Origin of the sequence: Cupriavidus mimosae (assembly GCF_023952485.1) — a bacterium.
In the GTDB taxonomy this organism is placed as follows: domain Bacteria; phylum Pseudomonadota; class Gammaproteobacteria; order Burkholderiales; family Burkholderiaceae; genus Cupriavidus; species Cupriavidus taiwanensis_C.
Genome location: NZ_JALHRY010000007.1, coordinates 237,418 through 260,200 on the forward strand (window position 1 = coordinate 237,418; position 22,783 = coordinate 260,200).

A 22,783-nucleotide genomic window follows, 5' to 3' on the forward strand; every position below is an offset into this window, starting at 1 on the left:
CACCGCATGCCATGACAAGCTACTTTGCCTTCAATGGCGACGCCGACGGCCTGTGCGCCCTGCAGCAACTGCGCCTGGCCGGCGGTTCGGACGCCAGCGACGCCACGCTGGTTACCGGCGTCAAGCGCGATATCCGGCTGCTCGAGCGCATCGACGCGCGCGCCGGCGATACCGTGACCGCGCTCGACATCTCGCTCGACCAGAACCGCGATGGCTTGCTGCGGCTGCTCGACGCCGGGGTGGAGGTGGACTACTTCGACCACCACCACGCCGGCGACGTGCCGTCGCATGCCGGGCTGCGCGCGCATATCGACGAGGCAGCGCAGGTCTGCACCAGCATCCTGGTCGACCGCCACCTGGGCGGGCGCCACCGGCGCTGGGCGGTTACCGCGGCTTTTGGCGACAACCTCGGCGAGGTGGCGCGCGCGATGGCGGCGCAGCTCGGCCTGGACCCGGGCCAGACCGCGGTGCTGGAACGGCTCGGCACCTGCCTGAACTACAACGCGTACGGCGAGTGCGTGGCCGACCTGCATTGCGATCCGGCCGCACTCGCGCAGCACATGCTGCCGTTCGCCGACCCGCTGGACTTCGCCGCGCAGTGCGCCACCTACACGCTGCTGTGCGACGGCTACGAGAACGACATGGCCCGGGCGCGCCGCCTCTCGCCCGTGCATGAGGTGCCCGGCGCCGCGCTGCTGGTGCTGCCCGATGCACCGTGGGCACGGCGCGCGATCGGCGTGCTCGCCAACGAGCTGGTGCGCGGGCGTCCCGGCGATGCCATCGGCCTGCTGTCGCCACGGTCCGGCGGCGGTTTTGCCGTCAGCGTGCGGGTGCCGCCGCACAGCGCCACCGGCGCGGCGGATTTCTGCCGCGGCTTCGACACCGGCGGCGGCCGGCGCCTGGCCGGCGGTATCAACCACCTGCCCGACGCCGACGTGGAGCGCTTCACGCGCAGCTTTGCCGACTGCTTCGGCGCGCCGCTCAGACCGGCGGGACAAACTCGGTCACCTCCAGGTCGAAGCCGGTGACCGCGCGGTAAGGCACCGGGTGGCTCAGCAGGCGCAGCTTGTGCGCGCCCACGTCGCGCAGGATCTGCGCGCCGACGCCGAGCGCGCGCTGCGCGAAGGCCGGCGCCGGCGCGGCGGCGGCCGGAGCGGCCAGCCGCTCCAGCCGCTGCTGCGGCGATTCGCGTTCATCGAGCAGTACCAGCACGCCACAACCCTCGGCGCCAATCCGTTCCAGCGAGCGCTCCAGGTTCCACGCCGGCTGCGCGGGCGTGCCGAAGGCCAGCACGTCGCGCTGCATCTCCACTGCCTGCACCCGCGTCAGCACCGGCGTGTGCGGGTCGGGCTGGCCCAGCACCAGCGCCAGGTGCAGCGCATCCACCGGCGCGTCATGGTAGGCGTGCACGGTGAAGCGCCCGAACGGCGTGGCCAGTTCGGTCGAGCGGGTGCGGCGCAGCGCGCCCTCGGTCAGCAGGCGGTGGTGGATCAGCGCGCTGACCGAGACCGCCGGCAGCCGGTGGCGATGGGCGAAATCCAGCAGGGCCGGTCCGCGCATCAGCTCGCCGTCGTCGTCGAGTACCAGCGCATAGGCCCCGGCCGCCACGCGCCCGGCCAGCCGGGGCAGGTCGGAACAGGCTTCGGCAAAGCCGGCGCGGCGCAGCACCCCGTCCGGCTGCGCCACCACCGGGAAGACATGGCCAGGCTGGACCAGGTCCTGCGGCCGGGCGCGCGGCGCCGCCGCGACGCGCAGCGTCAGCGCGCGGTCGGCGGCGGAGATGCCGGTGCTGACGCCGCTGGCGGCCTCGATCGACACGGTGTAGCGCTCGCGCTGGCGCTGGCCGGCAGCCATCGGCGGCAGCTGCAGTAGCGCGCGACGTGCCTCGGTGATGGCCATGCACACCAGGCCGCGCGCCTCGGCGGCCATGAAGTTGACGTCGGCCTCGGTGGCGCGCTCGGCGGCCACCAGCACGCAGCCGGTGGCTTCCGCACTCTCGTCTTCGAGCACCACCACGCGCTCGCCCGCGGCAAGCGCTGCCAGCACTTCGGCCATCGGCGCCAGGAGGTTCGCCGCGCTCATGCTGCCTCCTGCCGGCTGCATGCACCGAAGGCCTGGCGCAGCGCCGCCGCGGCCGCATCCAGCACATGGCTGGCGGCATCCATCACCCCTTGCATGCTGGCGAAGCCATGGATCTGGCCGGGCCAGCGGCGCACGGCCGCATTGCCGCCGGCGCGCTGCAGCGCCTCGCCGTAGGCCTCGCCCTGGTCGCGCAGCGGATCGAATTCGGCGGTGATGATGGTGGCCGGCGGCAGGCCACGCAGGTCGTGCTGTTGCAGCGGGCTGGCGCGGACATCGCCGGCGTCGGCGGGCGTGGCCAGGTACTGGGCGCGATACCACGCCAGTTCCGCGGCGCTGAGGAAATAGCCCTGCGCGCATTCGCGATAGCTGGCGCTGGCCGCGGCAGCATCGCTGCAGTCCAGCCAGGGATAGAGCAGCAGCTGGTGCCGCAGCGCGATGCCGCTGCCGCGCAGCTGCTGGCATGCCACGGCGGCCAGGTTGCCGCCGGCGCTGTCGCCGGCGACGGCCAGCCGGGACGGGTCGGCACACAGTTGCGCCGCATGCGCCGAGGCCCAGCGCACCGCGGCGACGGCATCGTCGGCCGCGGCCGGGAAGCGTGCCTCGGGTGCGAGGCGGTAGTCGACCGACAGCACCAGCGCACCGCTGCGATGCGCCAGGCTGCGGCAGATGTTGTCGTGCGAATCGAGCCCGCACAGCACGAAGCCGCCTCCGTGGAAATAGATGACTAGCGGCAGCGCCGCGTTGACCTGGGCCTCATTGGGCGCGTGCGGCCGGTAAAGGCGCGCCTGCAGCGGTCCGGCCGGGCCGTCCAGGGTGAGGTCCTGCTGCGCGGCGATGGCGTCGCCGGGCGCGAAGCCGGGCATGGCGGCCAGCGCGGCGCGGTAGTCGGCGGCGCGCAGCGTGGAGAAGTCGGGGCTGGGCATGGCGGCCATGGCATCAAGCATGGCACGGGCCTGTGGATCGAGCGGCATGGCGTCTCCTGGAATGGCTGGGAAATCAGGGGTGAAATCAGGCCTGGAACGAGAACGACGGCGCGCTGCCCGCGGCAATGCCCTGTGCGCGCACCAGCGCCGCGTGCGCGGCCTGCTCGTGCGGCAGGATCCAGAACTGGCCGGCCGAGACGCCGTCGAGGATCACGCGCGCGGCCTGGTCCGGCGTCAGGCCGGCGGCAATGCCGGTGCGCAGTGCGCCGTTCATCTGGTGCACCTCCTGCGGCGCGGCGCCGTCCAGGTCCGCCGCGATGCCGGTGGCAACCGGGCCGGGGCAGACCACCGACACCTTGATCGGCAGCCCCGCCGCCTGCAGCTCCAGCGCCAGCCCTTCGCTCAGCGCCACCACGCCCTGCTTGGAAAGCGTGTAGGGCGCCAGCCATGGCCCGACGGCAAGTCCCGCCATCGACGCCACGTTGACGATATGCCCCGAACCCTGCGCCGCCATGCGCGGCACGAAGCAGCGCAGCGCATGCAGCACGCTCCACAGGTTGACGCGCATGACCTTGTCGAACACTTCGGGCGGCAGTTCCCAGCAGCGGCCGGTGGCGAGCACGCCGGCGTTGTTGAACAGCAAGTCGACACGGCCCAGTTGCCGGAAGCTCTCGTCGCACAGGTGCGCGATCTGCCGCGCGTCGGCTACGTCGGTGGGCACGGCGACGACGGTTGCGCCGTCGCGTGCCAGCGCCGCGCGTGCGGCTTCGAGCGCATCGGCATCGATATCGGCCAGCGCCAGCGCATAGCCTTGCGCGGCCAGCGCATGGGCCAGCCCCAGCCCGATGCCGCCGGCTGCGCCGGTGATGACTGCGGCCTGCTGCCGCGGATTTGCCGCCATGGTGGAAGTCTCCTGAGAACCGCGGCGTCGATCGCCGCGCATGGCACCTTGTAGCGGCGGCGCGGCGCACGGGCATCGTCTGTTTGGGTAGGACGCGCCTGCGCTACCGGTTGCATAGGGGTTTGCCCTTGGCGGGCGGGCATGGGTCTGTCCTTAGTCTGTTTGGAGTATGTGTTTGCGCCGCCGCCGCGTGACGATGGGCCTGTCCCGCGGGACTAGTCCGGCCGTAATGTGTCGCCCACATGTGTGGCCAGGCTGCCTAGGGCAAACCATGAAGAGGGGGGCAAGCCGCGACCCCTTCGCCGTCCCTATAATCGGGGGCGCAAAAAAGGGCCACAGAGCCCGCACAAGCCAGCGGCCCGGCTCGTCCGGAGCGCTGAGCACGCCACAATGGAGACAGAGGAAATGCTGATGGAGGTTAGCCAGAGCCAGGCGGCCGCACACCTGTTCGCGCAGGCGACGGTGTCGCTGTCGGAGTTCAGCGCATTGCTGGGCAATATCTACCAGGGCCCGATGGAGCAGGTGCCCTGGGGCAAGGCGCTGGAGCAGATCCGCCGCCAGCTCAATGCCAATTACGCCACGCTGATCCTGCGCTCGCCTGCCACCGATCGTCCCGGGCTGATGATCAACGCCTCCGAGCATGGCTCGACGCTGCCGGGCGAGACCTCCTACAACAACTACTACTACGCGCTGGATCCGTTCATCGGGCTGCCGTCGGACCGGGTGGTAACGATCGACGAGCACCTCGGGCACGGCGTGTGGTGCAAGAGCGAGCTGTACCTGCAGTTTCTCAAGGACGTCGGCATCCGCTATATCCTCGGCGCCGACTTGCGCACCGACGACGGCGTGGAATGCCGCTTCCGTGTGTGCCGCGACCATGACGGCCCGGATTTCTCCGCCGCGGACAAGGCGCTGTGCACCTCGCTGCTGCCGCACCTGAAGCGCGCGGTGGACCTGCACTCGCGCCTGGATGTGGTCGAGTCGGAACGTACCGTCTACGCCAGCGCCATCGACCGCATGCTGGTCGGCATGGTGATCCTGGACGAGTCGGGCACCATCATCAAGACCAATGCCGCCGCCGATGAAATTCTCGGCGCCAAGGATGGCATCCGTGTCGCCAAGGGCGGGCTGGATGTCGAATACGGCCAGGAGAACCGCAAGTTCCAGCGCCTGCTGCGCCAGGCCATGATGGGCCACCTTGGCACCGCGCCGGCGCTGATGGAAGCGATGTCGATCACGCGGCCCTCCGGCAGCGCCAGGCTGGGCGTGCTGATCCGCACCATTCCGCTGAGCGAGTGGTCCGAGGACAACCGCAAGCGTCCCGCCTGCGTGGTCTTTATCCGCGATCCCGAGCGCCGCTCGCAGGCCTCGCACGACGTGGTGCGCCAGCTGTTCGACTTCACCCCCGCCGAGACGCAGCTGGCGCTGCAGCTGGCCAACGGCCTCACGCTCGATGAAGCCGCGGACGAACTCGGCATCAGCAAGAACACGGCGCGCGCGCACCTGCGCGCGATCTTCTCCAAGACCGGCGTGACCCGCCAGGCCACGCTGGTGCGCATGCTGCTGAGCAGCGTGATTTCGCTGGGCTAGAGCAAGACGTCAGGGCTTTGCGCTGAGCACCAGCGCAAAGCCCTCCGGCGTGCGCAGTACCGCGCGCGTCTCGTGCGGCCCCTGCGTCGCAGGCTGCGCCACCGTGGCGCCAGCTGCCACCAGCCGCGCCATCGCCGCGGCAATATCGACTCCCTCGTCCACCTTGAAGGCCAGCGCCGGCTGATCCACCAGCCGTTCCTCGCCGGCCACCAGCGCCAGCGTCAGCGCGCCCGCATCGAGCGCGCAATAGCGGTCGCCATCGCGGAACTTCACCGGCAGTCCCAGTGCTTCGGTGAAGAACGGCAGCGCGGCGTCGATGTCCGCAACGGGGTAAAGCAGCAGCCTGGCTTGCATGGTGTCGGTTCCTTTCGATAAGCGCGGGCGGTTTGCCCGCTGCCCATGATAGGGACGCGCCCGGCGCGGCTCATAATCCAATCAGACGATGTTGCGACGTCTTGCGCCGACCACACTGCGATCACGCAGGCCGCTTCCGGCTCAAGGCGCAGCGCCTCGCAGTGCCCCGGATGCGGTCTTGTACCGACAGAGCGAGAGGGGACTGCAATGCGTTTTTCGTTGATCTATGAAGCCCAGACCGTCGATGCCTCGCGCGCCGGCGACCACAAGGTGTTCGATGAAATCATGGAACAGGTGGTGCTGGCCGAGGACATGGGCTTCGACGTGGTCTGGGCGGTCGAGCACACCGCACTGACCAACTACGCGCACATGAGCGCGCCGGAGACGTTCCTGGCCTTCGTCGCCGGACGCACCCAGCGCATCGGCATCGGCCACGGCGTGGTGTGCCTGCCGCCGGCGATGAATCATCCGGTGAAGGTGGCCGAGCGCATCGCCACGCTCGACATCCTGTCGGGCGGCCGCGTGCACTTCGGCGTGGGCAAGGGCGGCACCCAGCAGGAGGCCGGCACCTTCGGCTACGACCTGAACAGCCTGCACCCGATGATCGACGAATCGATGTACCTGATTCCGAAGATCATGACGCAGGACGAGATCGAGCACGACGGCGAGTTCATCAAGATCCCGCGCCGCCCGATCCATCCCAAGCCGCGCCAGGACCCGCACCCGCTGATGTACCTGGCCTGCACCAACGCCGACACGCTGCAGCGCGCGGGGGCGCGCGGCATGGGCGCGCTGGTGCTGGGCTTCGGCGGACCGGAGGATGTGGCCAAGAAGAACGAGATCTACCGCGCCGCGTGGGAGACGCGCAAGCCGGAGGACCAGGTGGGCTTCCGCCCGCACCAGCACCTGGCGGCACTGTGCCCGACCATCGTGCTGGAAGACGGCCTGGCCGCGCGCAAGATCGGCATCAAGGGGCAGCGCTATTTCATGGAGTCGCTGTCGTACTGGTACGCCGGCGGCGAGCGTCCCGACCCGTCGGCGTGGGACGACGAGCATGTCACGGCCACCGACGCGCAGGGCAAGGCGGTGATCAACACGAAGTTTGCGTCGGAGAAGGTATCGGTGGATTTCAGCGATCCGTCGATGATGATGCTGAACCCCAACCACGCCTACGGCACGGTGGAAGACTGCATCGGCTACGTGCAGCGGCTGATCGATGCGGGCGCCGATGAGATCCTGTTTATCTGCCAGATGGGCACGGTGCCGCAGTGGGCGCAGCTGGAAACCATCCGCAATATCGGCGAACACGTGATTCCGCATTTCCGCAAGCAGGGGAGGAAGCTGCGGGCGCTGGCTTGATTCGTGGAGGCGTTTGGCTTGCCGCGGGTTTGCTCCCCTCTCCCGCTTGCGGGAGAGGGGCGGGGGGGAGGGCCGGCGCATCCACGAAGTCGCACGCGCGCGTTCGCGATAACAGCTAGTCCCAACAGACGATGGCACGCCACCGCGCCGGTGCAAACATCGATGCCAGCCACAAAACCAGGCAAATAAGGAGACCGCGGTGCATCACGACAACCATCCCAAGGAACTGGCCGCGCGCCTGATCGCGCGTGCCGAGCAGATGATCCCGGCGCTGGCCCAGCGCGCCGCGCAGGCCGAGGCCGACGGGCGCATTCCCGCCGAGACCATTGCCGAGATTCAGGACGCCGGCTTTTTCAAGGTGCTGCAGCCGCGCCGCCACGGCGGCTATGAGCTGGACCCGCAAACCTTTTTCCGCATCCAGATGGCGCTGGCCAAGGGTTGCATGTCCACCGCCTGGGTCTACGGCGTGGTCGGCGTGCACAACTGGCAGCTGGCGCTGTTCGACGAACGCGCGCAACGGGAAGTGTGGGGCACCGACCCCGCCACGCTGATTGCCTCGACCTACATGCCGGTGGGCAAGGTCACGCCGGTGGAAGGCGGCTACCGCTTCTCCGGCCACTGGAAGTTTTCCAGCGGCAGCGAGCTGTGCGACTGGATTTTCCTCGGCGGCCTGGTGCCTCCCGCCGAGCCGGGCGGCGCCTATGACTACCGCACCTTCCTGCTGCCGCGCTCGGACTACAAGATCGTGCGCAACTGGGATGTGCTGGGCCTGCGCGCCACCGGCAGCCACGACATCGTGGTCGACGACGTGTTCGTGCCCGACTACCGCACCCACCGCGCCGTCGACGGCGCCATGGGCACCAGCCCGGGGCTGGCCGTCAATGACGTGCCGCTGTACCGGCTGCCGTTCGCGCAGATCTTCGTGCGCGCGGTCTGCACCGCCTGTATCGGCGCACTGGAAGGCACGCTGGACGACTTCGTCGCCTACGCCGATGGCCGTGTCAGCAGCAACGGCGGCGGCAAGACCGCGGAAGACGGCGGCGCGCAGCTGGCGTGCGCAAGCGCGCAGGTGGCCATCGACGAGATGCGGACCATCCTGGAGCGCAACTTCGACGAACTGCTGGCGGTGGCCCGCGACGGCGGCCAGATCGAGACTCCGCGCCGCCTGCATTTCCGCTACCAGTCCGCGCAGGTGGCCGAGCGCTGCGCGCAGCTGGCCAACGGCCTGCTGCGCTACGCCGGCGGCAACGGCATCTACCGCAGCAACCCGATGGTGCGCCGCTTCCTCGACCTGCACGCGGCGCGCGCCCACTACGCCAACAACCTGGACCGATTCGGACAGAACCTGGGCGGCGTGATGATGGGCCGCGCCAACACGGACTTCTTCATCTGAGCCGCGCCGGCACAAGGACCCAACATGAGCCAGAGCAGAGCGCGCATGCAGCCCGGCGAGTTTGACGTGGTGGTGGTCGGCTCCGGCGCCGGCGGCATGCTGGCCGCCTGCCGCGCCGCCGATCGCGGCCTGTCGGTGGTGGTGCTGGAGAAGAGCAGCCAGTATGGCGGCACCTCGGCGGTGTCCGGCGGTGGTATCTGGATTCCGCTGAACCACCATATCGCGCCGGCGGGCGGGCAGGACGACTACGCCAGCGCGCTGGAATACGTGCTCGCCTGCACCGGCGAGCACGGCGACCCGCAGCGCATCCGCGCCTATCTCGAACAGGCGCCGCGCATGCTGCAATACCTGGAGCAGCAGGCCGGTGTGCACTACTACACGCTGCCGCGCTACGCCGACTACTTCCAGAAACTGCCGGGGGCGATGCCGGGCTACCGCGCGCTCGACCCGATGCCGTTCGACGGCGCGCAGCTGCGCGAAGAGTTCGACCGGCTGCGCCCGCCCTCGCCGGGCACGCTGGTAGGCGGCCGCGTGGCCGTCACCTCCGGCGAGGCGCACGCGCTGCTGTGCCGCTCGCCCGGCTGGTTCGGGCTGGCGCTGCGCCAGTTCGCGCGCTACTGGCTCGACCTGGGCTGGCGCCGCAAGACCCGGCGCGACCGCCGCCTCACGCTCGGCAACAGCCTGGTCGGCGGCCTGCGGCGCGCGCTGATGGATCGCGCGGTTCCGCTGTGGCTCGATACCGCGCTGCAGGACCTGATCGTCGAGGACGGCACCGTGCGCGGCGTGCGCGCCGTGCAGGACGGACGCGTGGTGGAGATCCGCGCGCTGCGCGGCGTGATCCTCGCCGCCGGCGGCTTCGAGCGCAACCAGGCCATGCGCGAACAATACCTGCCGCAACCGACCCGCGCCGCCTGGAGCGCGACGCCGCCCAACAATACCGGCGACGCCATCCGCGCCGCGCAGGCGGCCGGCGCCGACGTGGCGCTGATGTCCCACGTCTGGGGCGCGCCCACGGTGCAGGTGCAGGGCGAAGAGAAGCAGCGCGCGCTGTTTATCGAGCGCGCCATGCCGGGCTGCCTGGTGGTGAACGGGCAGGGCCGGCGCTTCGTCAACGAGGCCGCGCCGTACTCCGAGTTCGTGCCCGCGATGTACCGCGACCACGAGCAGACCGGATGCAGCGTGCCGGCCTGGATGGTGTTCGATGCCACCTTCCGCCACAAGTACCCGTGCGGGCCGATCCTGCCCGGCTCGGTGATGCCGGACCGCAGCATCCCGGCCAGCCTGTCCGGCATCCTGGTGCGCGCCGACACGCTGGCGCAACTGGCGCAGAAGATCGGCGTGGATGCCGACGGCCTGGTCGCCAGCGTCGCGCGCATGAACGACTACGCCGCTACGGGCGTGGACGCGGAGTTCGGCAAGGGCGACAACCTGTTCGACACCTACTACAGCGACCCCGCGGTACGGCCCAACCCTTGCCTGGCGCCGATCGGCAAGGCCCCGTTCTACGCGGTGCGGCTCGATGCCGGCGATATCGGCACCAAGGGCGGGCTGGTCACCGACGCCAGCGCGCGCGTGCTGCGCGCTGACGGCAGCGCCATCGCCGGCCTGTTTGCCATCGGCAATACCAGCGCCTCGATGATGGGCACCAGCTATCCCGGCGCCGGCTCCACGCTGGGCCCGGCGATGACCTTCGGCATGATCGCCGCGGACGCGATCTCGCAGCATGCGCGGCAACCCGCCGCCACGCACCCCGCTCAACCAGTACAGGAGGCTCTATGAGCGCCAGACCCCAATCCAGTGCGGATTCCAGCGCCGAAGCCGGTGGCGCGCTGCGCGATGACATGCTCAAGGCGATGCGCCGCATGGCCCGCTCCGTCGCCGTGATCAGCTGCCGCCACGGCGAGCGCCGCTATTCGATGTCGGTAACCGCGGTCGATTCGCTGTCCGCCGATCCGCCCTCGCTGCTGATCTGCATCAACCGCAATTCGTCGATCTACCCGCCGCTCGATGCCGGCGCGGACTTCTGCATCAACCTGCTCGCCGCCGACCATCGCGATATCGCGGTCGATTGCAGCGGCCGGCTCAAAGGCGAAGCGCGCTTCACCAGCGGCGAGTGGGAAGACGACCTGCTGGGCGTGCCGTCCCTGCGCGATGCCCAGGCCAACCTGATCTGCCAGCAGGACGGCCGCTTCGACTACGGCACCCATGCGGTCTTTATCGGCCGGCTGCGCGAGGTCAGGCTGGCCGGCGAGGTCTCGCCGCTGGTCTATGTCGACGGCGCCTATACCACCTCCGCGCCGCTGGGCGCGCTGTGTTCGGCATAACGCGGAGCAAGCGCCAGCATGGCTTACGATGCCGTCACCCCCGTCCACGCCCCGTTGCGGCTCGATGACCCCGACGCGCATCCCTGGCAGGCCGCCTGCGATGCCGTGGTGGTCGGCTTCGGCGCCGCCGGCGCCTGCGCCGCGCTGGAAGCCGCGCATGGCGGCGCGCGCGTGATCGTGGCGGAACGCTTCGAAGGCGGCGGCGCCAGCACCAAAAGTGGTGGCGTGGTCTATGCCGGCGGCGGCACGCCTTACCAGCGCGCCGCGGGCTATGACGATACGCCGCAGGCCATGGCCGGCTACCTGCGCCAGGAAACCGAAGGCGTGGTCAGCGACGCCACGCTGCAGGACTTCTGCGAGCACAGCCGCGCGATGATCGGGTGGCTGGAGGCGCTGGGCGTGCGCTTTGCCGCCACCGTGCCGCCGCGCAAGACCTCGTATCCGGCGCAGCCCTATTACCTGTACTACTCCGGCAATGAAGCGGTGCCCGCCTACGCGCAGCATGCCGCGCCCGCCCCGCGCGGCCACCGCGTCAAGGGTCCCGGCATGTCCGGCCGCACACTGTACGGCGTGCTGCGCCGTGCGGTGGAAGACCACCGGCAGATCACGGTCATGCGCCAGTGCGCGGCGCGGCGGCTAATCCTGGACCGCGACGGCGCGGTCGTCGGCGTCGAGCTGTGGCAGCTGCCGCCGCGCCACCAGAAACGCCATGCCCGCCTGGCGCGGCTGGCCGAACGCCTGCACAACGGCCTGCCGGCGCTGGCCGACCGTCTGCGCGCGCTCTTGCTGCAGTTGGAGTTGCGCCATGCGCAGCCGGTCGCGGTGCGCACCCGCGCGGTGGTGCTCGCCACTGGCGGCTTTATCTTCAACCGCGCCATGGTGGCTCGCCACGCCGGCAAGTACCAGCAGGCCTGGCGCCTGGGGGCCACCGGCTGCGATGGCAGCGGCATCCGCCTGGGCGAATCGGCGGGCGGCGCCACGCGGCACCTGGAGCGCGTCTCGGCGTGGCGCTTCATCAATCCGCCGTTCGCGTGGGCACGCGGCTGCGTGGTCGATGCGCAGGGCGCGCGCATCGGCAACGAGGAAACCTATGGCGCCACGCTCGGCCATGCCATCTGCGAGCGGCACGGAGGGCGTGCCTGGCTGGTGCTGAACCGCGCGCTGGCGCGCGAGGCCCTGCGCGAATGCCTGGGCGGCCGGCTGTGGGCGTTCCAGGCCTTGCCCGCGGCGCTGCTGATGCTGGCCGGCGCGCGCCGCGCCGACAGCGTCGACGCGCTGGCCGGCAAGCTGGGCATGCCAGCGGCTGCGCTGTGCGCGACCCTCGATGCCTATAACGCTGCGGCGCGCGGCGAGACACCCGATCCGACCGGCAAGTCGGCGGCCATGTGCGCGTCGCTCGAGAGCGGGCCGTGGCTGGCGATCGACATCTCGGCCGACAGCCGGGTCTTTCCGTGTCCGGCGATCACGCTGGGCGGCCTGGCGGTGGAGGAATCCAGCGGCCAGGTGTTGGCCGCCGCGGGCGGGGCACCGATAGCCGGGCTCTACGCCGTGGGCCGCACCGCCGTCGGCATCGCCTCCAATCATTACGTGAGCGGCCTGTCGCTTGCCGACTGCATCTGGTCGGGACGCAACGCGGGCCGCCATCTCGCACAACAGCCTGCCGGCCACCCCATCGGCGGCCAGCAGGCCCATACCAACCAGGAGACTACCCATGAGCCAACGTACTGAAGGAAAGATCGCTATCGTCACCGGGGCCGCCAGCGGCGTGGGCAAGGAAGACGCCCTGCTGCTGGCGCGCGAAGGCGCGCGCGTGGTGCTGACCGATGTGAATGAGGAAGCGGGCCACGCGCTGGCGCGCGAGATCGGCGAGACCGCGCTGTTCGTGCCGCACGACATCGCCAGTGAAGCCGGCTGGCAACAGGTGATGGCGCGCACCGAGCAGCGCTTCGGCGCGCCCAGCGTGCTGGTCAACAACGCCGCCATCCTGATGCTGGGCACGGTCGAGGAAGCCACGCTGGAGCAGTGGCAGCGCGTGATGCGCATCAACGCCGACGGCTACTTCCTGGGCTGCAAGTACGGCGTGGCCGCGATGAAGGCGGGCGGCGGCAGCATCGTCAATATGTCGTCGGTGGCGGCGCTGGGCGGCATGGGCGCGTTCTGCGCCTACAGCGCCAGCAAGGGCGCGGTCGCGGCGCTGACGCGCGCCGTGGCGGGCCATTGCAAGCAGAGCGGCTACCGCATCCGCTGCAACTCGATCCATCCGGACGGCATCCTGACGCCGATGACCGCGGCCTTCCTGCCCGGCGGCGCCACCGCGTTGCCCGAGGAGGTCGGCGGCGCCGAGCCGATGCAGCGCATGTGCCATCCGCGCGACGTAGCCAACCTGGTGCTGTTTCTGGCCTCGGACGAATCGCGCTTCATCAATGGCGCGGAACTGCGCATCGACAACGCCCAGACCATCATGGGCGTGGCCTGAGCGCGCGCCGGGAAGCAACGACGAAACAAGGACATCATGGCGCCAGTGCAATTCCATCGGCTGCAGATCGCCGAAGTGGTCGCGGAGACGGACCAGGCGCATTCACTGGTATTCGCGTTGCCCGACGGGCTGCGCGAGACCTTTGCCTACCGCCCGGGCCAGTTCCTGACGCTGCGCGTGCCCGTCGACGGCGTGCCGCTGCAGCGCTGCTATTCGCTGTCCAGCTCGCCGGGCGTGGACGGCGCGCTGCGCGTGACCGTCAAGCGCGTGCAGAGCGGGCGCGTGTCCAACTGGATCTGCGACCATCTCGGCGCCGGCGACACGGTCGAGGCGATGCCACCGGCCGGCGTGTTCACGCCGCCCGCGCTGCAGGGCGACTTCCTGCTGCTGGCCGGCGGCAGCGGCATCACGCCGGTGCTGTCGATCGCCAAGGCGGCGCTGCGGCACGGGCGCGGCGCGGTCACGCTGGTGTATGCCAACCGCGACGAGCGCTCCATCATCTTCCGCGAGGCGCTGGCGGAACTGGCGCGCAGCCATCCCGGCCGCCTGCGCGTGATCCACTGGCTGGACAGCGTGCAGGGCCCGCCCACGCAGCGCCAGATCGAGGAACTGGTGCGGCCCTGGAGCATGGCGCAGTGCTTTGTGTGCGGGCCCGGGCCGTTCATGGACGGCGCCCAGGCCGCACTGCAGGCGCTGGGCCTGCCGCGCGGGCAACTGCACGTGGAGCGCTTCGTATCGTTGCCCGATGCGCCGGCGGCCACGGCGCCGGCCCGCGTGGCCGTGGCCGAACCTGTCGTCTCCGTGCCGGCGATGCGCGGCGCAGCCCTGACCGTGCAGCTGGACGGCGCGACCCACCAGGTCGGCGTGGCGCCCGATGAAACCGTGCTCGACGCGCTGCAGCGCGCCGGCGTGGCCGCGCCCAGCTCCTGCCGCGCCGGCCTGTGCGGCGCCTGCATGTGCCAGGTGACGCAGGGCGACGTGACGCTCGGCGAAAACCATGTGCTCGACCGCGCCGACCTGGACGCGGGCTGGACCCTGGCCTGCCAGGCGCGCCCGGCCAGCAGCGAGATCCACCTGAAGTTCCCGGATTGACATGACTCCATCTGACACCCTCGACGCCATTGTGGCACCGGCCGGCATCGAAGCCGCGGCCAACGACAGCCTTGCCGAGACCATTCCCGCGCTGCTGCGGCGCGCGGCCAGCCGCCACGGCGAGCGCATTGCCATCCAGGAAGACGGGCTGCGCCTGAGCTACGCCGCGCTCGACGACAGCCGGATCCAGGCGGCGCGCGCGCTGATGGCGCTAGGCGTGCAGCCTGGCGACCGCGTCGCCCTGTGGGCGCCGAACTTCTCCGAGTGGATTATCGCGGCGCTGGCCACGCACAGCGTGGGCGCGGCGCTGGTGCCGCTCAATACGCGCATGAAAGGGGCCGAAGCCGGCGCGGTGCTGGCCGACAGCGGCGCGCGGCTGCTGTTCTGCGTTGACGGCTTCCTCGGCGAAAGCTATCCGCAGATGCTGGCGCCGCACCGTCCCGGCACGCTGGAGCGGCTGGTGATCCTGCGGCCGGGGCAGGGCAGGGCTGCCGGCGCGGACGAACTGGCCTGGGACGATTTCCTCGCGCTGGCGCCACGCACCGACATGGCTGCATTTTCTGCGTGCGAGGCCGGGGTGCGCGGCGACACGCCGATGGACATCATGTTCACCTCGGGCACCACCGGACGGCCCAAGGGCGTGATGACGGCGCACGCGCAGAACCTGCGCGCCATCGACGGCTGGGCCGCCATCACCGGCGTGCGGGCCGGGGACCGCTACCTGATCGTCAATCCGTTCTTCCATACCTTCGGCTACAAGGCCGGTTGGCTGGCGGCGCTGTCGCGCGGCGCCACGGTGCTGCCCCACCTGGTGTTCGACGCCGAGGCCGTGATGACCCGCGTGGAGAACGAAGGCATCACGGTGCTGCCCGGCCCGCCCACGCTGTACCAGACCCTGCTGAACGCGCCGCGCCTGCGCGAGTTCGACCTGTCTTCGCTGCGCGTGGCGGTGACCGGCGCCTCGGCGATCGCCCCGGCGCTGATCCAGCGCATGCGCGACGAACTCGGCTTCGACACCATCATCACCGGCTACGGCCTGACCGAGTCGTGCGGCTTCGCCACGCTGACACGCGCCGGCGACGACGCCGAGACCGTCGCCGGCACCTCCGGGCGCGCGATGCCGGGCATCGAGATCCGCTGCATCGACGCGCAGGGGCAGCCGGTGGCCACCGGCGAGCCGGGCGAAGTGCTGGTGCGCGGCTACAACGTGATGCAAGGCTATTTCGGCCTGCCCGAAGCCACCGCCGAAGCTGTCGACAGCGACGGCTGGCTGCATACCGGCGACGTCGGCACGCTCGATGCGCGCGGCTACCTGCGCATCACCGACCGCATCAAGGACATGTTTATCGTCGGCGGCTTCAACTGCTATCCGGCCGAGGTGGAAAAGCTGCTGGTGGCGCATCCGGCGGTGGCCCAGGTGGCGGTGGTGGGCATGCCGCACGACCGGCTGGGCGAGGTCGGCCGCGCCTACGTGGTGCTGCGCCACGGCGCGCGGGTCGATGCCGACACGCTGATTGCCTGGGCACGCCGGCACATGGCCAACTACAAGGTGCCGCGCGAGGTGCTGTTCGTGAGCTCGTTGCCGGTGAGTGCGGCGGGCAAGGTGCTCAAGTACCAGTTGCGCGCATCGTGACGGGGGCAGACACCATGACGGACATGAAGTCGCTTGCCGAACGGCTGGACCGGCTCGAAGCCGCCGATGCGATCCGGGCGCTCAAGCTGCGCTACCTGCGCGCCTGCGACGACAAGGACCCCGAGGCCATGCGGGCGTGCTTTGTTGCCGACGGGGCGCATATCCACTATGACCGGATCGGGACCTTTGCGGGCCGCGATGCGCTGGTGCAGTGCTTTGCCGAACTGGCCTGCCGGCCTACGCTGCGGGAAATGCATTTCGCGGGGCAGGGGGATATTCGCGTGGGGGAGGATGGCACGGCGCAGGGTAGCTGGGACCTGGCCTATCTGGCGCTGGATGATGCCAGTGGGACGCGGACTTTCCTGACGGGGCGCTACTTGGATGTGTACGTACGGGTGCAAGGGGACTGGGTGATCCGGTCGACCGTGTTCACGACGGGGTTGTTGTCTGTGGGCGCTGGCTGACGCTTGCCGATTGTTTGCTCCCCTCTCCCGCTTGCGGGAGAGGGGCGGGGGAGAGGGCGGGCGCATGCAATAGCGACGGCCTTTACTTGGTTGATGCTCCGGCCCTCACCCCAACCCTCTCCCGCAAGCGGGAGAGGGAGTACACAAGCGGGAGTTCGAAGGCCTGAGGCAAGATGACGACGCCGCGTGTTTCCTCCCCTCTCCCGCAAGCGGGAGAGGGAGTACGCAATCGGCAGTTTGAAGCCCTGAGGAGAAGGCAAGCGCGCCAATACGCCACTGCCTACGACCCCTATTCCACGATCGCCGGATGCACCGCCGGCGGGCCGCCAAGCGCCTCCCGGTACGACGGCGGCTGCACGCCTTCCGCGTCGACGATGCCATAGGCCAGCGCCGCTTCCGCGCCGATCAGCACCTGCCCGGACTTCTCCATCAGCATCGGATCCCGGTACAGCGCGTCGATGATGCGCCCCGTGAACTCCGGTGTCTCCGCTACCGGCGCAAACGCCGCGTACTTGTCCGGATGCTGCTCCCATACCCGCAGCGTGCGGGCGGTGCGCAGCGGGCCCATCCACAGCGACACCGCGGCCACGCCGTACGGCCGCAGGTCCACCGCCATGTCGTGCGCGAACTTGTCGATGCCGGACTTTTGCGCGCCGTAGGCCGGCCCATGCATATAGCAGTTGGCGCCGAAGGACGAGGTGAACACGATCAGCCCGCGCCCCTGCGCCGCCATCACCGGCGCGGCGTGCCAGCTGGCGACATAGCCGGAACGCAGCCCCACGTCGAGGATGCCGGCCATTTCCAGCGGCTTCTGCCAGAACGGCCCCGGCTGGATCAGCTCATCATGCAGGAAGGTGGCGTTGTTGACCAAGATGTCCAGCCGCCCGGCCTCTGCGCGCACGCGGCGGAACAGCGCCGCGACCTGGGCGTCGTCGCCATGGTCGCAGGCGACCGCGATGCCGCGCCCGCCGAGCGCATCGATCTCGCGCGCGGTGGCGTGGATGGTGCCAGGCAGCGGCGCGCTGCCCTCCTGTTCGGTGCGGCCGGTGACATACACCGTGGCGCCCGCGGCACCCAGCGCCAGCGCAATGCCGCGGCCCGCGCCGCGCGATGCGCCGGTCACCACGGCGACGCAGGTTTTTCCTGATTCCGTCATCTCTGCTCCTCTGTGTAAGGGTCTGTCCCGCGCAGAGGGTGCGGCCAGCGCACCGCCCGCACATCACTCGTTCGGACTACCTCCGGCCGCGCCCGCGCGCCGGCCGGAAGGCCTGGCGTGGCGATACCGGCTAGTCCGCCAGGACGATGCACCAAGTGCCCGCACACGAAAGAATCGGTCCCATCGACAGGCTGCAGCCGCGCCGCAGCCGTCCCGTTCGACACTCACATCGAACACCCACATCGAACCTGAGGAGACCGGCATGTTGGACATTCGTGCGCTTGGCTACATCGTGGTCGAGTCCACCGACATCGGGCAGTGGCGAGGCTATGCCGAACAAGTGCTCGGCATGGCTTGTGCCGGTGCGCCCGGCGGTGCGCTGTATGTGAAGATGGATGAGCGCGACTACCGCTACCTGGTGGTGCCGGGTACGCGCGACCGCTACCTGGCATCGGGCTGGGAGCTGGCCGACGAGGCGGCCTATCGCCATGCGCTCGAGACGCTGCGCCAGGCCAACGTCGAAGTCGTGCAGGCCAGCCCCGCCGAACTGGCGCAGCGCCGGGTGCAGGCGATGGCCTGGTTTGCCGATCCGTCCGGCAACCGCCACGAGGTCTCGTGGGGCATGCGTTCCGATTTCCTGCGCTTCGTCTCGCCGGTCGGCGTGCCGCGCTTCATCACCGACCCGATGGGCGCCGGCCATACCGTGCTGCCGGCGCCGGTCTTCGACAAGACCTACGCGTTCCTGCGCGACGTGATGGGCTTCGGCCTGTCGGACATCTACCGCGTGCGCTTCACCAGCGATCCCAACGAGCCGGAGAAGCGCATCCACTTCCTGCATTGCGCCAATGCGCGCCACCACAGCCTGGCGATCTTCGAGATGCCGTCCGAAGCCGGCTGCATCCACGTGATGGCCGAGGTTCCCGACATGACGGAGGTGGGCCGCGCCCTCGACCGGGTGCAGCAGCACGGCGTGAAGCTGTCGGCCACGCTGGGGCAGCACTGCAATGACCGCATGACTTCCTTCTACATGAAGACCCCCGGCGGTTTCGACCTCGAGTTCGGGCACGGCGGGCTGGAGGTGGACTGGAGCCGTCACGCCGCCTACGAGGCCACGCGCGTCAGCCTGTGGGGCCATGACTTCAGCATCGGATACCGCTAAGCGCGGCACAGACCTATGACCAAGACCATCGACAAGACCATGAGCGCGGCCGACGTGGTCGGCCAGTTCGCCGACGGCATGACCATCGGCATCGGCGGCTGGGGCCCGCGCCGCAAGCCCATGGCGCTGGTGCGCGAGATCCTGCGCTCGCCGCTGAAAGACCTGACCGTGGTGGCCTACGGCGGCCCCGAGGTAGGCATGTTGTGCGCCGCCGGCAAGGTGCGCCGGCTGGTGTTCGGCTTTGTCTCGCTCGACGTGATCCCGCTCGAGCCGTACTTCCGCCAGGCGCGCGAGCGCGGCCTGCTGGAGGTGACCGAGCTGGACGAAGGCATGCTGCAGCTGGGCCTGCGCGCGGCCGCCGCGCGCTTGCCGTTCCTGCCGACGCGCGCCGCGCTGGGCACCGACGTGCTGGACCGCAACCCGCACCTGAAGACCGTCCGTTCGCCGTACGACGATGGCGAAGTCCTGCTGGCGATGCCGGCGATTCCGCTGGATGCGGCGCTGCTGCACGTGAACCAAAGCGATGTGCTGGGCAACACCCGCATCGACGGCCCTGATCCGTTCTTCGATGAATGGTTCGCGCGCGCCGCGCAGCACTGCTATGTCAGTTGCGAAACGTTGCACCCGCGCCTCGAAGACACCGAGCTGGCGCGCGCCCGCAACAACCCTTTCGAGCGCGCGCTGGTGACCGGCGTGGTGCACGCGCCGGCGGGAGCCCATCCCACCTCATGCGCGCCGGCCTATGGCTGGGACCTGCCGGCGCTGAAGTCCTACTGCGCCAGCGCCGATGCGGAAGACGGCTTCCGCGCCTACCGCGACGAGGTGGTGGGCGCCAGCGAGGCGCACTACCTGGCGTGCATCGGCGGCGTGGGGCACGTGCGCGACCTGCCGCTGCCCGTACTTTGATCCCAAGGAGCGACCGTGAGCGCCACTTATGACTTTACCCGCGCCGAGCTGATGATCGCCGTCGCCGCCCGCGCCTGGTGCGACGACGGCGAGGTGCTGGCCACCGGCATCGGCACCGGCCCGCGCATCGCAGCAGGCCTCGCGCGGCTTGCGCACAACCCCGGCCTGCTGCTGACCGACGGCGAGGCCTACCTGGTCGAAACGCCGGTGCCCCTTGGCCCGCGCGAACCGGATTACCAGGTGCGCGCGAGCGGCTGGATGGGCTATGCGCGCGTGTTCGACTGCCTGTGGGGCGGGCGCCGCCATGCGCTGGTGATGCCGACGCAGATCGACCGCTTCGGCCAGGCCAATATTTCCTGCCTGGGCGGCACCCATGCGCAGCCCAAGACCCAGTTGCTGGGCGCGCGCGGCTTTCCCGGCAACAGCATCAACCACGCCAACTCCTACTTCGTGCCGGGGCACAGCACGCGCGCCTTTGTCGCCGGCGAAGTCGACATGGTCTGCAGCGTCGGCTACAACCCGGCGCGCCAGATCGAAGGCATGCGCAGCTTCGTGGACCTGCGCGTGATCGTCACCGACCTGTGCGTGATGGATTTTGGCGGCGCTGACCATGCCATCCGCGTGCGCTCGCTGCACCCGGGGGTCAGCCTTGAGCAGGTGCAGGCCGCCACCGGCTTTGCGCTGGCCAACCCGCGCGGCGAAGCGCTGCCGGAGACGGCGGCACCGACGCCGGAAGAACTGCGGCTGATCGCACAGCTCGACCCGCACAACCTGCGCGCTGCGATCGTGCGCGGCAACCCTTCCGGACGCGCCTGAGACTGCCATGACATCGCCTGCCATCGAACCCATCAGCCTCGGCCCGAACGCCGAGGTGCTCTACCAGGTCGCCGACGGCATCGCCACGGTGACCATGAACCGGCCGCAGTTCCACAACGCGCAGAACTCGAAGATGACGTATGCGCTGGACGAGGCCTACCGGCGCGCCGCCGCCGACGACTCGGTCAAGGTGATCGTGCTGCGCGGCGCCGGCAAGCACTTCTCCGCCGGGCACGACATCGGCACGCCCGGGCGCGATATCAACGAGACCTTCGAGCGAGCGTCGCTCTGGTATGACCATGTCAACAAGCCCGGCGGCGAGTTCCTCTATGCGCGCGAGCAGGAGGTCTACCTGGGCATGTGCCGGCGCTGGCGTGAACTGCCCAAGCCGACCATCGCCATGGTGCACGGCGCGTGCATCGCCGGCGGGCTGATGCTGGCCTGGGTGTGCGACCTGATCGTGGCCTCCGACGATGCCTTCTTTGCCGATCCGGTGGTGCGCATGGGCATCCCGGGCGTGGAGTACTTCGCGCATGCGTACGAGCTGCACCCGCGCATTGCCAAGGAATTCCTGTTCCTGGGCGAGCGCATGGGCGCGGAGCGCGCCGAGCGCATGGGCATGGTCAACCGCGTGGTGCCGCGCGACGCGCTCGAGGACACGGTATACGGCATGGCCGCCAAGGTCGCTCAGATGCCGCGCCTGGGCCTGACGCTGACCAAGCAGGCCGTCAACCACGTGGAAGACCTGCAGGGCAAGCGCACGGCGATGGATGCGGTCTTTGCCTGGCACCACTTTGCCCACGCGCACAACGAACTGGTCAGCGGCGACAAGCTCGGCGGCTATGACGCGCGCGCCATGGCGGCGTCGCAACGCACCGGCGGCGAGGGCAAGGCATGAGCGCCGCCAGCCTGCACACCGTGCTGTGCGACCTGCTCGGCTGCCGCTATCCGATCGTGCAGACGGCAATGGGATGGGTCGCCGACGCGAAGCTCGTCGCCGCTAGCGGCAACGCCGGTGCCTTCGGCTTCCTGGCCGGCGCCACGATCCCGCCGGGCGAGGTCGAACGCGAAATCCTGCGCGTGAAGGCGCTCAGCGACCGGCCCTTCGGCATCAATTTCCACATGTTCCAGCCCAACGCGCACGAGGTCATCGAGATGGCGATCCGCCACCGGCTGCGCGCGGTCAGCTATGGGCGCGGCCCGGACGCGAAGATGGTTGGCCGGCTCAAGGCAGCAGGCATCGTCTGCATGCCGACGGTGGGCGCCGCCAAGCACGCGGCCAAGGCCGTGGAGATGGGCGCGGACGTGGTCACCGTGCAGGGCGGCGAGGGCGGCGGCCATACCGGCGGCACGCCCACCACGCTGCTGCTGCCGCAGGTGCTGGACAGTGTCAGCGTGCCGGTAGTGGCGGCGGGCGGCTTCTTCGACGGCCGCGGGCTGGCCGCGGCGCTGGCCTACGGCGCCGCCGGCGTGGCCATGGGCACGCGCTTCCTGATGTCGGCCGAGTCGCCGGTGCCGGCGCAGACGCTGGAGCGCTACGTCAAGGTACGTGACGCGGGCCAGATCCGCGTCTCGCTGGCGATCGACGGATTGCCGCAGCGGATGATCGACAACGACCTGCTGATCGGGCTGGAACAGGCCGGCCCGTTGCGCCGCACGTGGCTGGCGCTGTCGGCCGCGCGCAAGTGGCAGGCACGCACCGGCATGCGCAGCACGCAGATGCTGGCGACCGCGTGGCGCGCGATGCGCGAGCAGGACTACAGCGCCGCGCAAACGCTGATGGCTGCCAATGCGCCGGTGCTGATCCAGCGCGCGATGGTGGAGGGGTGCCCGGATGAAGGGGTGCTGCCGAGCGGACAGGCTGCGGCGGCAATCGGCGCGATCGAGTCGTGCGAGCAGATCGTGGCGGGGATGGTCAGGCAGGCGCTGGCGCGGATGGAGGCGCTGGTATTGCGGGAGGGTGAGCTTCGTTGATGCGCCCGGCCCTCACCCCGGCCCTCTCCCGCGAGCGGGAGAGGGAGTACACAGACCGCAGCGATCAAGACCGCAGACGCTGCAAGCGCCGCCGGTGTGCTCCTCTCTCCCGCCTGCGGGAGAGGGGCAGGGGGTGAGGGCAGGCGCTTCCAATGCGAGGAATCATCAAAACCCACCCCAT

Annotated in this window: 21 protein-coding genes; 16 read left to right on the top strand and 5 right to left on the bottom strand. The window is 70.0% G+C overall.

The annotated features are described in order from the left end of the window. Nucleotides 1-11 precede the first annotated feature (11 nt). Complete coding sequence (locus MKD50_RS15480) at nucleotides 12-1,028, top strand: acetyltransferase (protein ID WP_252667572.1); 1,017 nt, start codon at nucleotides 12-14, stop codon at nucleotides 1,026-1,028. Here MKD50_RS15480 and MKD50_RS15485 read toward each other — a convergent pair. Genes MKD50_RS15485 through MKD50_RS15495 form a run of 3 tightly spaced genes read right to left on the bottom strand, consistent with a single transcriptional unit; the run spans nucleotide 982 to nucleotide 3,906 of the window. Continuing rightward, nucleotides 982-2,082 (bottom strand): 3,4-dihydroxy-2-butanone-4-phosphate synthase, encoded by a 1,101-nt coding sequence (locus MKD50_RS15485; RefSeq protein ID WP_252667574.1) that lies wholly within the window; start codon nucleotides 2,080-2,082, stop codon nucleotides 982-984. The genes MKD50_RS15480 and MKD50_RS15485 overlap by 47 nt on opposite strands. Next, nucleotides 2,079-3,053 carry a LipP1 family hormone-sensitive lipase gene (lipP1, locus tag MKD50_RS15490; protein ID WP_252667576.1) on the bottom strand — a complete coding sequence of 325 codons (975 nt, stop codon included), beginning with the start codon at nucleotides 3,051-3,053 and terminating at the stop codon, nucleotides 2,079-2,081. The genes MKD50_RS15485 and lipP1 overlap by 4 nt, the downstream gene beginning before the upstream one ends. 37 nt (nucleotides 3,054-3,090) lie before the next feature. Further along, on the bottom strand, nucleotides 3,091-3,906 hold the full coding sequence (locus MKD50_RS15495; RefSeq protein ID WP_252667578.1) for an SDR family NAD(P)-dependent oxidoreductase: 816 nt from the start codon (nucleotides 3,904-3,906) through the stop codon (nucleotides 3,091-3,093). A 405-nt stretch (nucleotides 3,907-4,311) separates the two neighbouring features. Here MKD50_RS15495 and MKD50_RS15500 point away from each other — a divergent pair, with 405 nt between their 5' ends. After that, nucleotides 4,312-5,496 carry a helix-turn-helix transcriptional regulator gene (locus MKD50_RS15500; protein WP_025583301.1) on the top strand — a complete coding sequence of 395 codons (1,185 nt, stop codon included), beginning with the start codon at nucleotides 4,312-4,314 and terminating at the stop codon, nucleotides 5,494-5,496. Nucleotides 5,497-5,505: 9 nt separating this feature from the next. On the opposite strand, the gene MKD50_RS15505 is transcribed toward MKD50_RS15500, so the two are convergent. Further along, a complete protein-coding gene (locus tag MKD50_RS15505; protein WP_252667579.1) occupies nucleotides 5,506-5,850 on the bottom strand; it encodes a VOC family protein in 345 nt (114 codons plus the stop codon). A gap of 207 nt (nucleotides 5,851-6,057) precedes the next feature. Between MKD50_RS15505 and MKD50_RS15510 the strand changes: the two genes are divergently transcribed. The 9 genes from MKD50_RS15510 (at nucleotide 6,058) to MKD50_RS15550 (ending at nucleotide 16,591) form a co-directional block, all read left to right on the top strand. After that, entirely contained in the window at nucleotides 6,058-7,209 is a 1,152-nt protein-coding gene (locus MKD50_RS15510; RefSeq protein ID WP_092311592.1) for an LLM class flavin-dependent oxidoreductase, read from the top strand. 199 nt (nucleotides 7,210-7,408) lie between these two features. Then, nucleotides 7,409-8,602 (top strand): flavin-dependent monooxygenase, encoded by a 1,194-nt coding sequence (locus MKD50_RS15515; RefSeq protein ID WP_252667580.1) that lies wholly within the window; start codon nucleotides 7,409-7,411, stop codon nucleotides 8,600-8,602. A 24-nt stretch (nucleotides 8,603-8,626) separates the two neighbouring features. Next, nucleotides 8,627-10,381 (top strand): FAD-dependent oxidoreductase, encoded by a 1,755-nt coding sequence (locus MKD50_RS15520; protein WP_252667581.1) that lies wholly within the window; start codon nucleotides 8,627-8,629, stop codon nucleotides 10,379-10,381. Then, a complete protein-coding gene (locus MKD50_RS15525; RefSeq protein WP_115699816.1) occupies nucleotides 10,378-10,926 on the top strand; it encodes a flavin reductase family protein in 549 nt (182 codons plus the stop codon). Before MKD50_RS15520 ends, MKD50_RS15525 begins: the two co-directional genes overlap by 4 nt. A gap of 18 nt (nucleotides 10,927-10,944) precedes the next feature. Further along, entirely contained in the window at nucleotides 10,945-12,654 is a 1,710-nt protein-coding gene (locus tag MKD50_RS15530; protein ID WP_252667582.1) for an FAD-binding protein, read from the top strand. Next, the gene (locus MKD50_RS15535) at nucleotides 12,638-13,402 is read left to right on the top strand and encodes an SDR family oxidoreductase (RefSeq protein ID WP_115681615.1); all 765 of its coding nucleotides are present in this window, start codon (nucleotides 12,638-12,640) and stop codon (nucleotides 13,400-13,402) included. Before MKD50_RS15530 ends, MKD50_RS15535 begins: the two co-directional genes overlap by 17 nt. 36 nt (nucleotides 13,403-13,438) lie before the next feature. Further along, a complete protein-coding gene (locus MKD50_RS15540) occupies nucleotides 13,439-14,494 on the top strand; it encodes a ferredoxin--NADP reductase (protein WP_252667583.1) in 1,056 nt (351 codons plus the stop codon). Between the two features lies 1 nt (nucleotide 14,495). Further along, nucleotides 14,496-16,127, top strand: coding sequence for a FadD3 family acyl-CoA ligase (locus MKD50_RS15545; RefSeq protein WP_252667584.1), 1,632 nt, complete (start codon nucleotides 14,496-14,498; stop codon nucleotides 16,125-16,127). A gap of 14 nt (nucleotides 16,128-16,141) precedes the next feature. After that, nucleotides 16,142-16,591 (top strand): nuclear transport factor 2 family protein, encoded by a 450-nt coding sequence (locus MKD50_RS15550; RefSeq protein WP_252667585.1) that lies wholly within the window; start codon nucleotides 16,142-16,144, stop codon nucleotides 16,589-16,591. Nucleotides 16,592-16,880: 289 nt separating this feature from the next. On the opposite strand, the gene MKD50_RS15555 is transcribed toward MKD50_RS15550, so the two are convergent. After that, a complete protein-coding gene (locus tag MKD50_RS15555) occupies nucleotides 16,881-17,747 on the bottom strand; it encodes an SDR family NAD(P)-dependent oxidoreductase (protein WP_252667586.1) in 867 nt (288 codons plus the stop codon). Between the two features lie 262 nt (nucleotides 17,748-18,009). Between MKD50_RS15555 and MKD50_RS15560 the strand changes: the two genes are divergently transcribed. From MKD50_RS15560 to MKD50_RS15580, 5 genes are read left to right on the top strand one after another with little or no spacing between them, the layout of a single operon-like run. Then, nucleotides 18,010-18,906, top strand: a complete 897-nt coding sequence (locus tag MKD50_RS15560; protein ID WP_240071727.1) for a VOC family protein — start codon at nucleotides 18,010-18,012, stop codon at nucleotides 18,904-18,906. Between the two features lie 15 nt (nucleotides 18,907-18,921). After that, nucleotides 18,922-19,812 (top strand): CoA transferase subunit A, encoded by an 891-nt coding sequence (locus tag MKD50_RS15565; protein WP_252667588.1) that lies wholly within the window; start codon nucleotides 18,922-18,924, stop codon nucleotides 19,810-19,812. A 15-nt stretch (nucleotides 19,813-19,827) separates the two neighbouring features. Continuing rightward, entirely contained in the window at nucleotides 19,828-20,628 is an 801-nt protein-coding gene (locus MKD50_RS15570) for a CoA-transferase subunit beta (RefSeq protein ID WP_252667590.1), read from the top strand. 7 nt (nucleotides 20,629-20,635) lie between these two features. Further along, on the top strand, nucleotides 20,636-21,526 hold the full coding sequence (locus MKD50_RS15575; protein ID WP_252667591.1) for an enoyl-CoA hydratase: 891 nt from the start codon (nucleotides 20,636-20,638) through the stop codon (nucleotides 21,524-21,526). Next, nucleotides 21,523-22,602, top strand: a complete 1,080-nt coding sequence (locus MKD50_RS15580; RefSeq protein WP_252667593.1) for an NAD(P)H-dependent flavin oxidoreductase — start codon at nucleotides 21,523-21,525, stop codon at nucleotides 22,600-22,602. Before MKD50_RS15575 ends, MKD50_RS15580 begins: the two co-directional genes overlap by 4 nt. The last annotated feature ends 181 nt before the right edge of the window (nucleotides 22,603-22,783 follow it).

Excerpts from the sequence above, each read along its gene's own strand:
- MKD50_RS15525 (WP_115699816.1), top strand. The coding sequence starts at position 10,378 with ATGAGCGCCAGACCCCAATCCAGTGCGGATTCCAGCGCCGAAGCCGGT.
- MKD50_RS15520 (WP_252667581.1), top strand. The coding sequence starts at position 8,627 with ATGAGCCAGAGCAGAGCGCGCATGCAGCCCGGCGAGTTTGACGTGGTG.
- MKD50_RS15485 (WP_252667574.1), bottom strand. The coding sequence starts at position 2,082 with ATGAGCGCGGCGAACCTCCTGGCGCCGATGGCCGAAGTGCTGGCAGCG.
- MKD50_RS15500 (WP_025583301.1), top strand. The coding sequence starts at position 4,312 with ATGCTGATGGAGGTTAGCCAGAGCCAGGCGGCCGCACACCTGTTCGCG.
- MKD50_RS15580 (WP_252667593.1), top strand. The coding sequence starts at position 21,523 with ATGAGCGCCGCCAGCCTGCACACCGTGCTGTGCGACCTGCTCGGCTGC.
- MKD50_RS15510 (WP_092311592.1), top strand. The coding sequence starts at position 6,058 with ATGCGTTTTTCGTTGATCTATGAAGCCCAGACCGTCGATGCCTCGCGC.
- MKD50_RS15555 (WP_252667586.1), bottom strand. The coding sequence starts at position 17,747 with ATGACGGAATCAGGAAAAACCTGCGTCGCCGTGGTGACCGGCGCATCG.
- MKD50_RS15565 (WP_252667588.1), top strand. The coding sequence starts at position 18,922 with ATGACCAAGACCATCGACAAGACCATGAGCGCGGCCGACGTGGTCGGC.
- MKD50_RS15530 (WP_252667582.1), top strand. The coding sequence starts at position 10,945 with ATGGCTTACGATGCCGTCACCCCCGTCCACGCCCCGTTGCGGCTCGAT.
- MKD50_RS15575 (WP_252667591.1), top strand. The coding sequence starts at position 20,636 with ATGACATCGCCTGCCATCGAACCCATCAGCCTCGGCCCGAACGCCGAG.
- MKD50_RS15495 (WP_252667578.1), bottom strand. The coding sequence starts at position 3,906 with ATGGCGGCAAATCCGCGGCAGCAGGCCGCAGTCATCACCGGCGCAGCC.
- MKD50_RS15535 (WP_115681615.1), top strand. The coding sequence starts at position 12,638 with ATGAGCCAACGTACTGAAGGAAAGATCGCTATCGTCACCGGGGCCGCC.
- MKD50_RS15540 (WP_252667583.1), top strand. The coding sequence starts at position 13,439 with ATGGCGCCAGTGCAATTCCATCGGCTGCAGATCGCCGAAGTGGTCGCG.
- MKD50_RS15505 (WP_252667579.1), bottom strand. The coding sequence starts at position 5,850 with ATGCAAGCCAGGCTGCTGCTTTACCCCGTTGCGGACATCGACGCCGCG.
- lipP1 (WP_252667576.1), bottom strand. The coding sequence starts at position 3,053 with ATGCCGCTCGATCCACAGGCCCGTGCCATGCTTGATGCCATGGCCGCC.
- MKD50_RS15480 (WP_252667572.1), top strand. The coding sequence starts at position 12 with ATGACAAGCTACTTTGCCTTCAATGGCGACGCCGACGGCCTGTGCGCC.
- MKD50_RS15550 (WP_252667585.1), top strand. The coding sequence starts at position 16,142 with ATGACGGACATGAAGTCGCTTGCCGAACGGCTGGACCGGCTCGAAGCC.
- MKD50_RS15560 (WP_240071727.1), top strand. The coding sequence starts at position 18,010 with ATGTTGGACATTCGTGCGCTTGGCTACATCGTGGTCGAGTCCACCGAC.
- MKD50_RS15545 (WP_252667584.1), top strand. The coding sequence starts at position 14,496 with ATGACTCCATCTGACACCCTCGACGCCATTGTGGCACCGGCCGGCATC.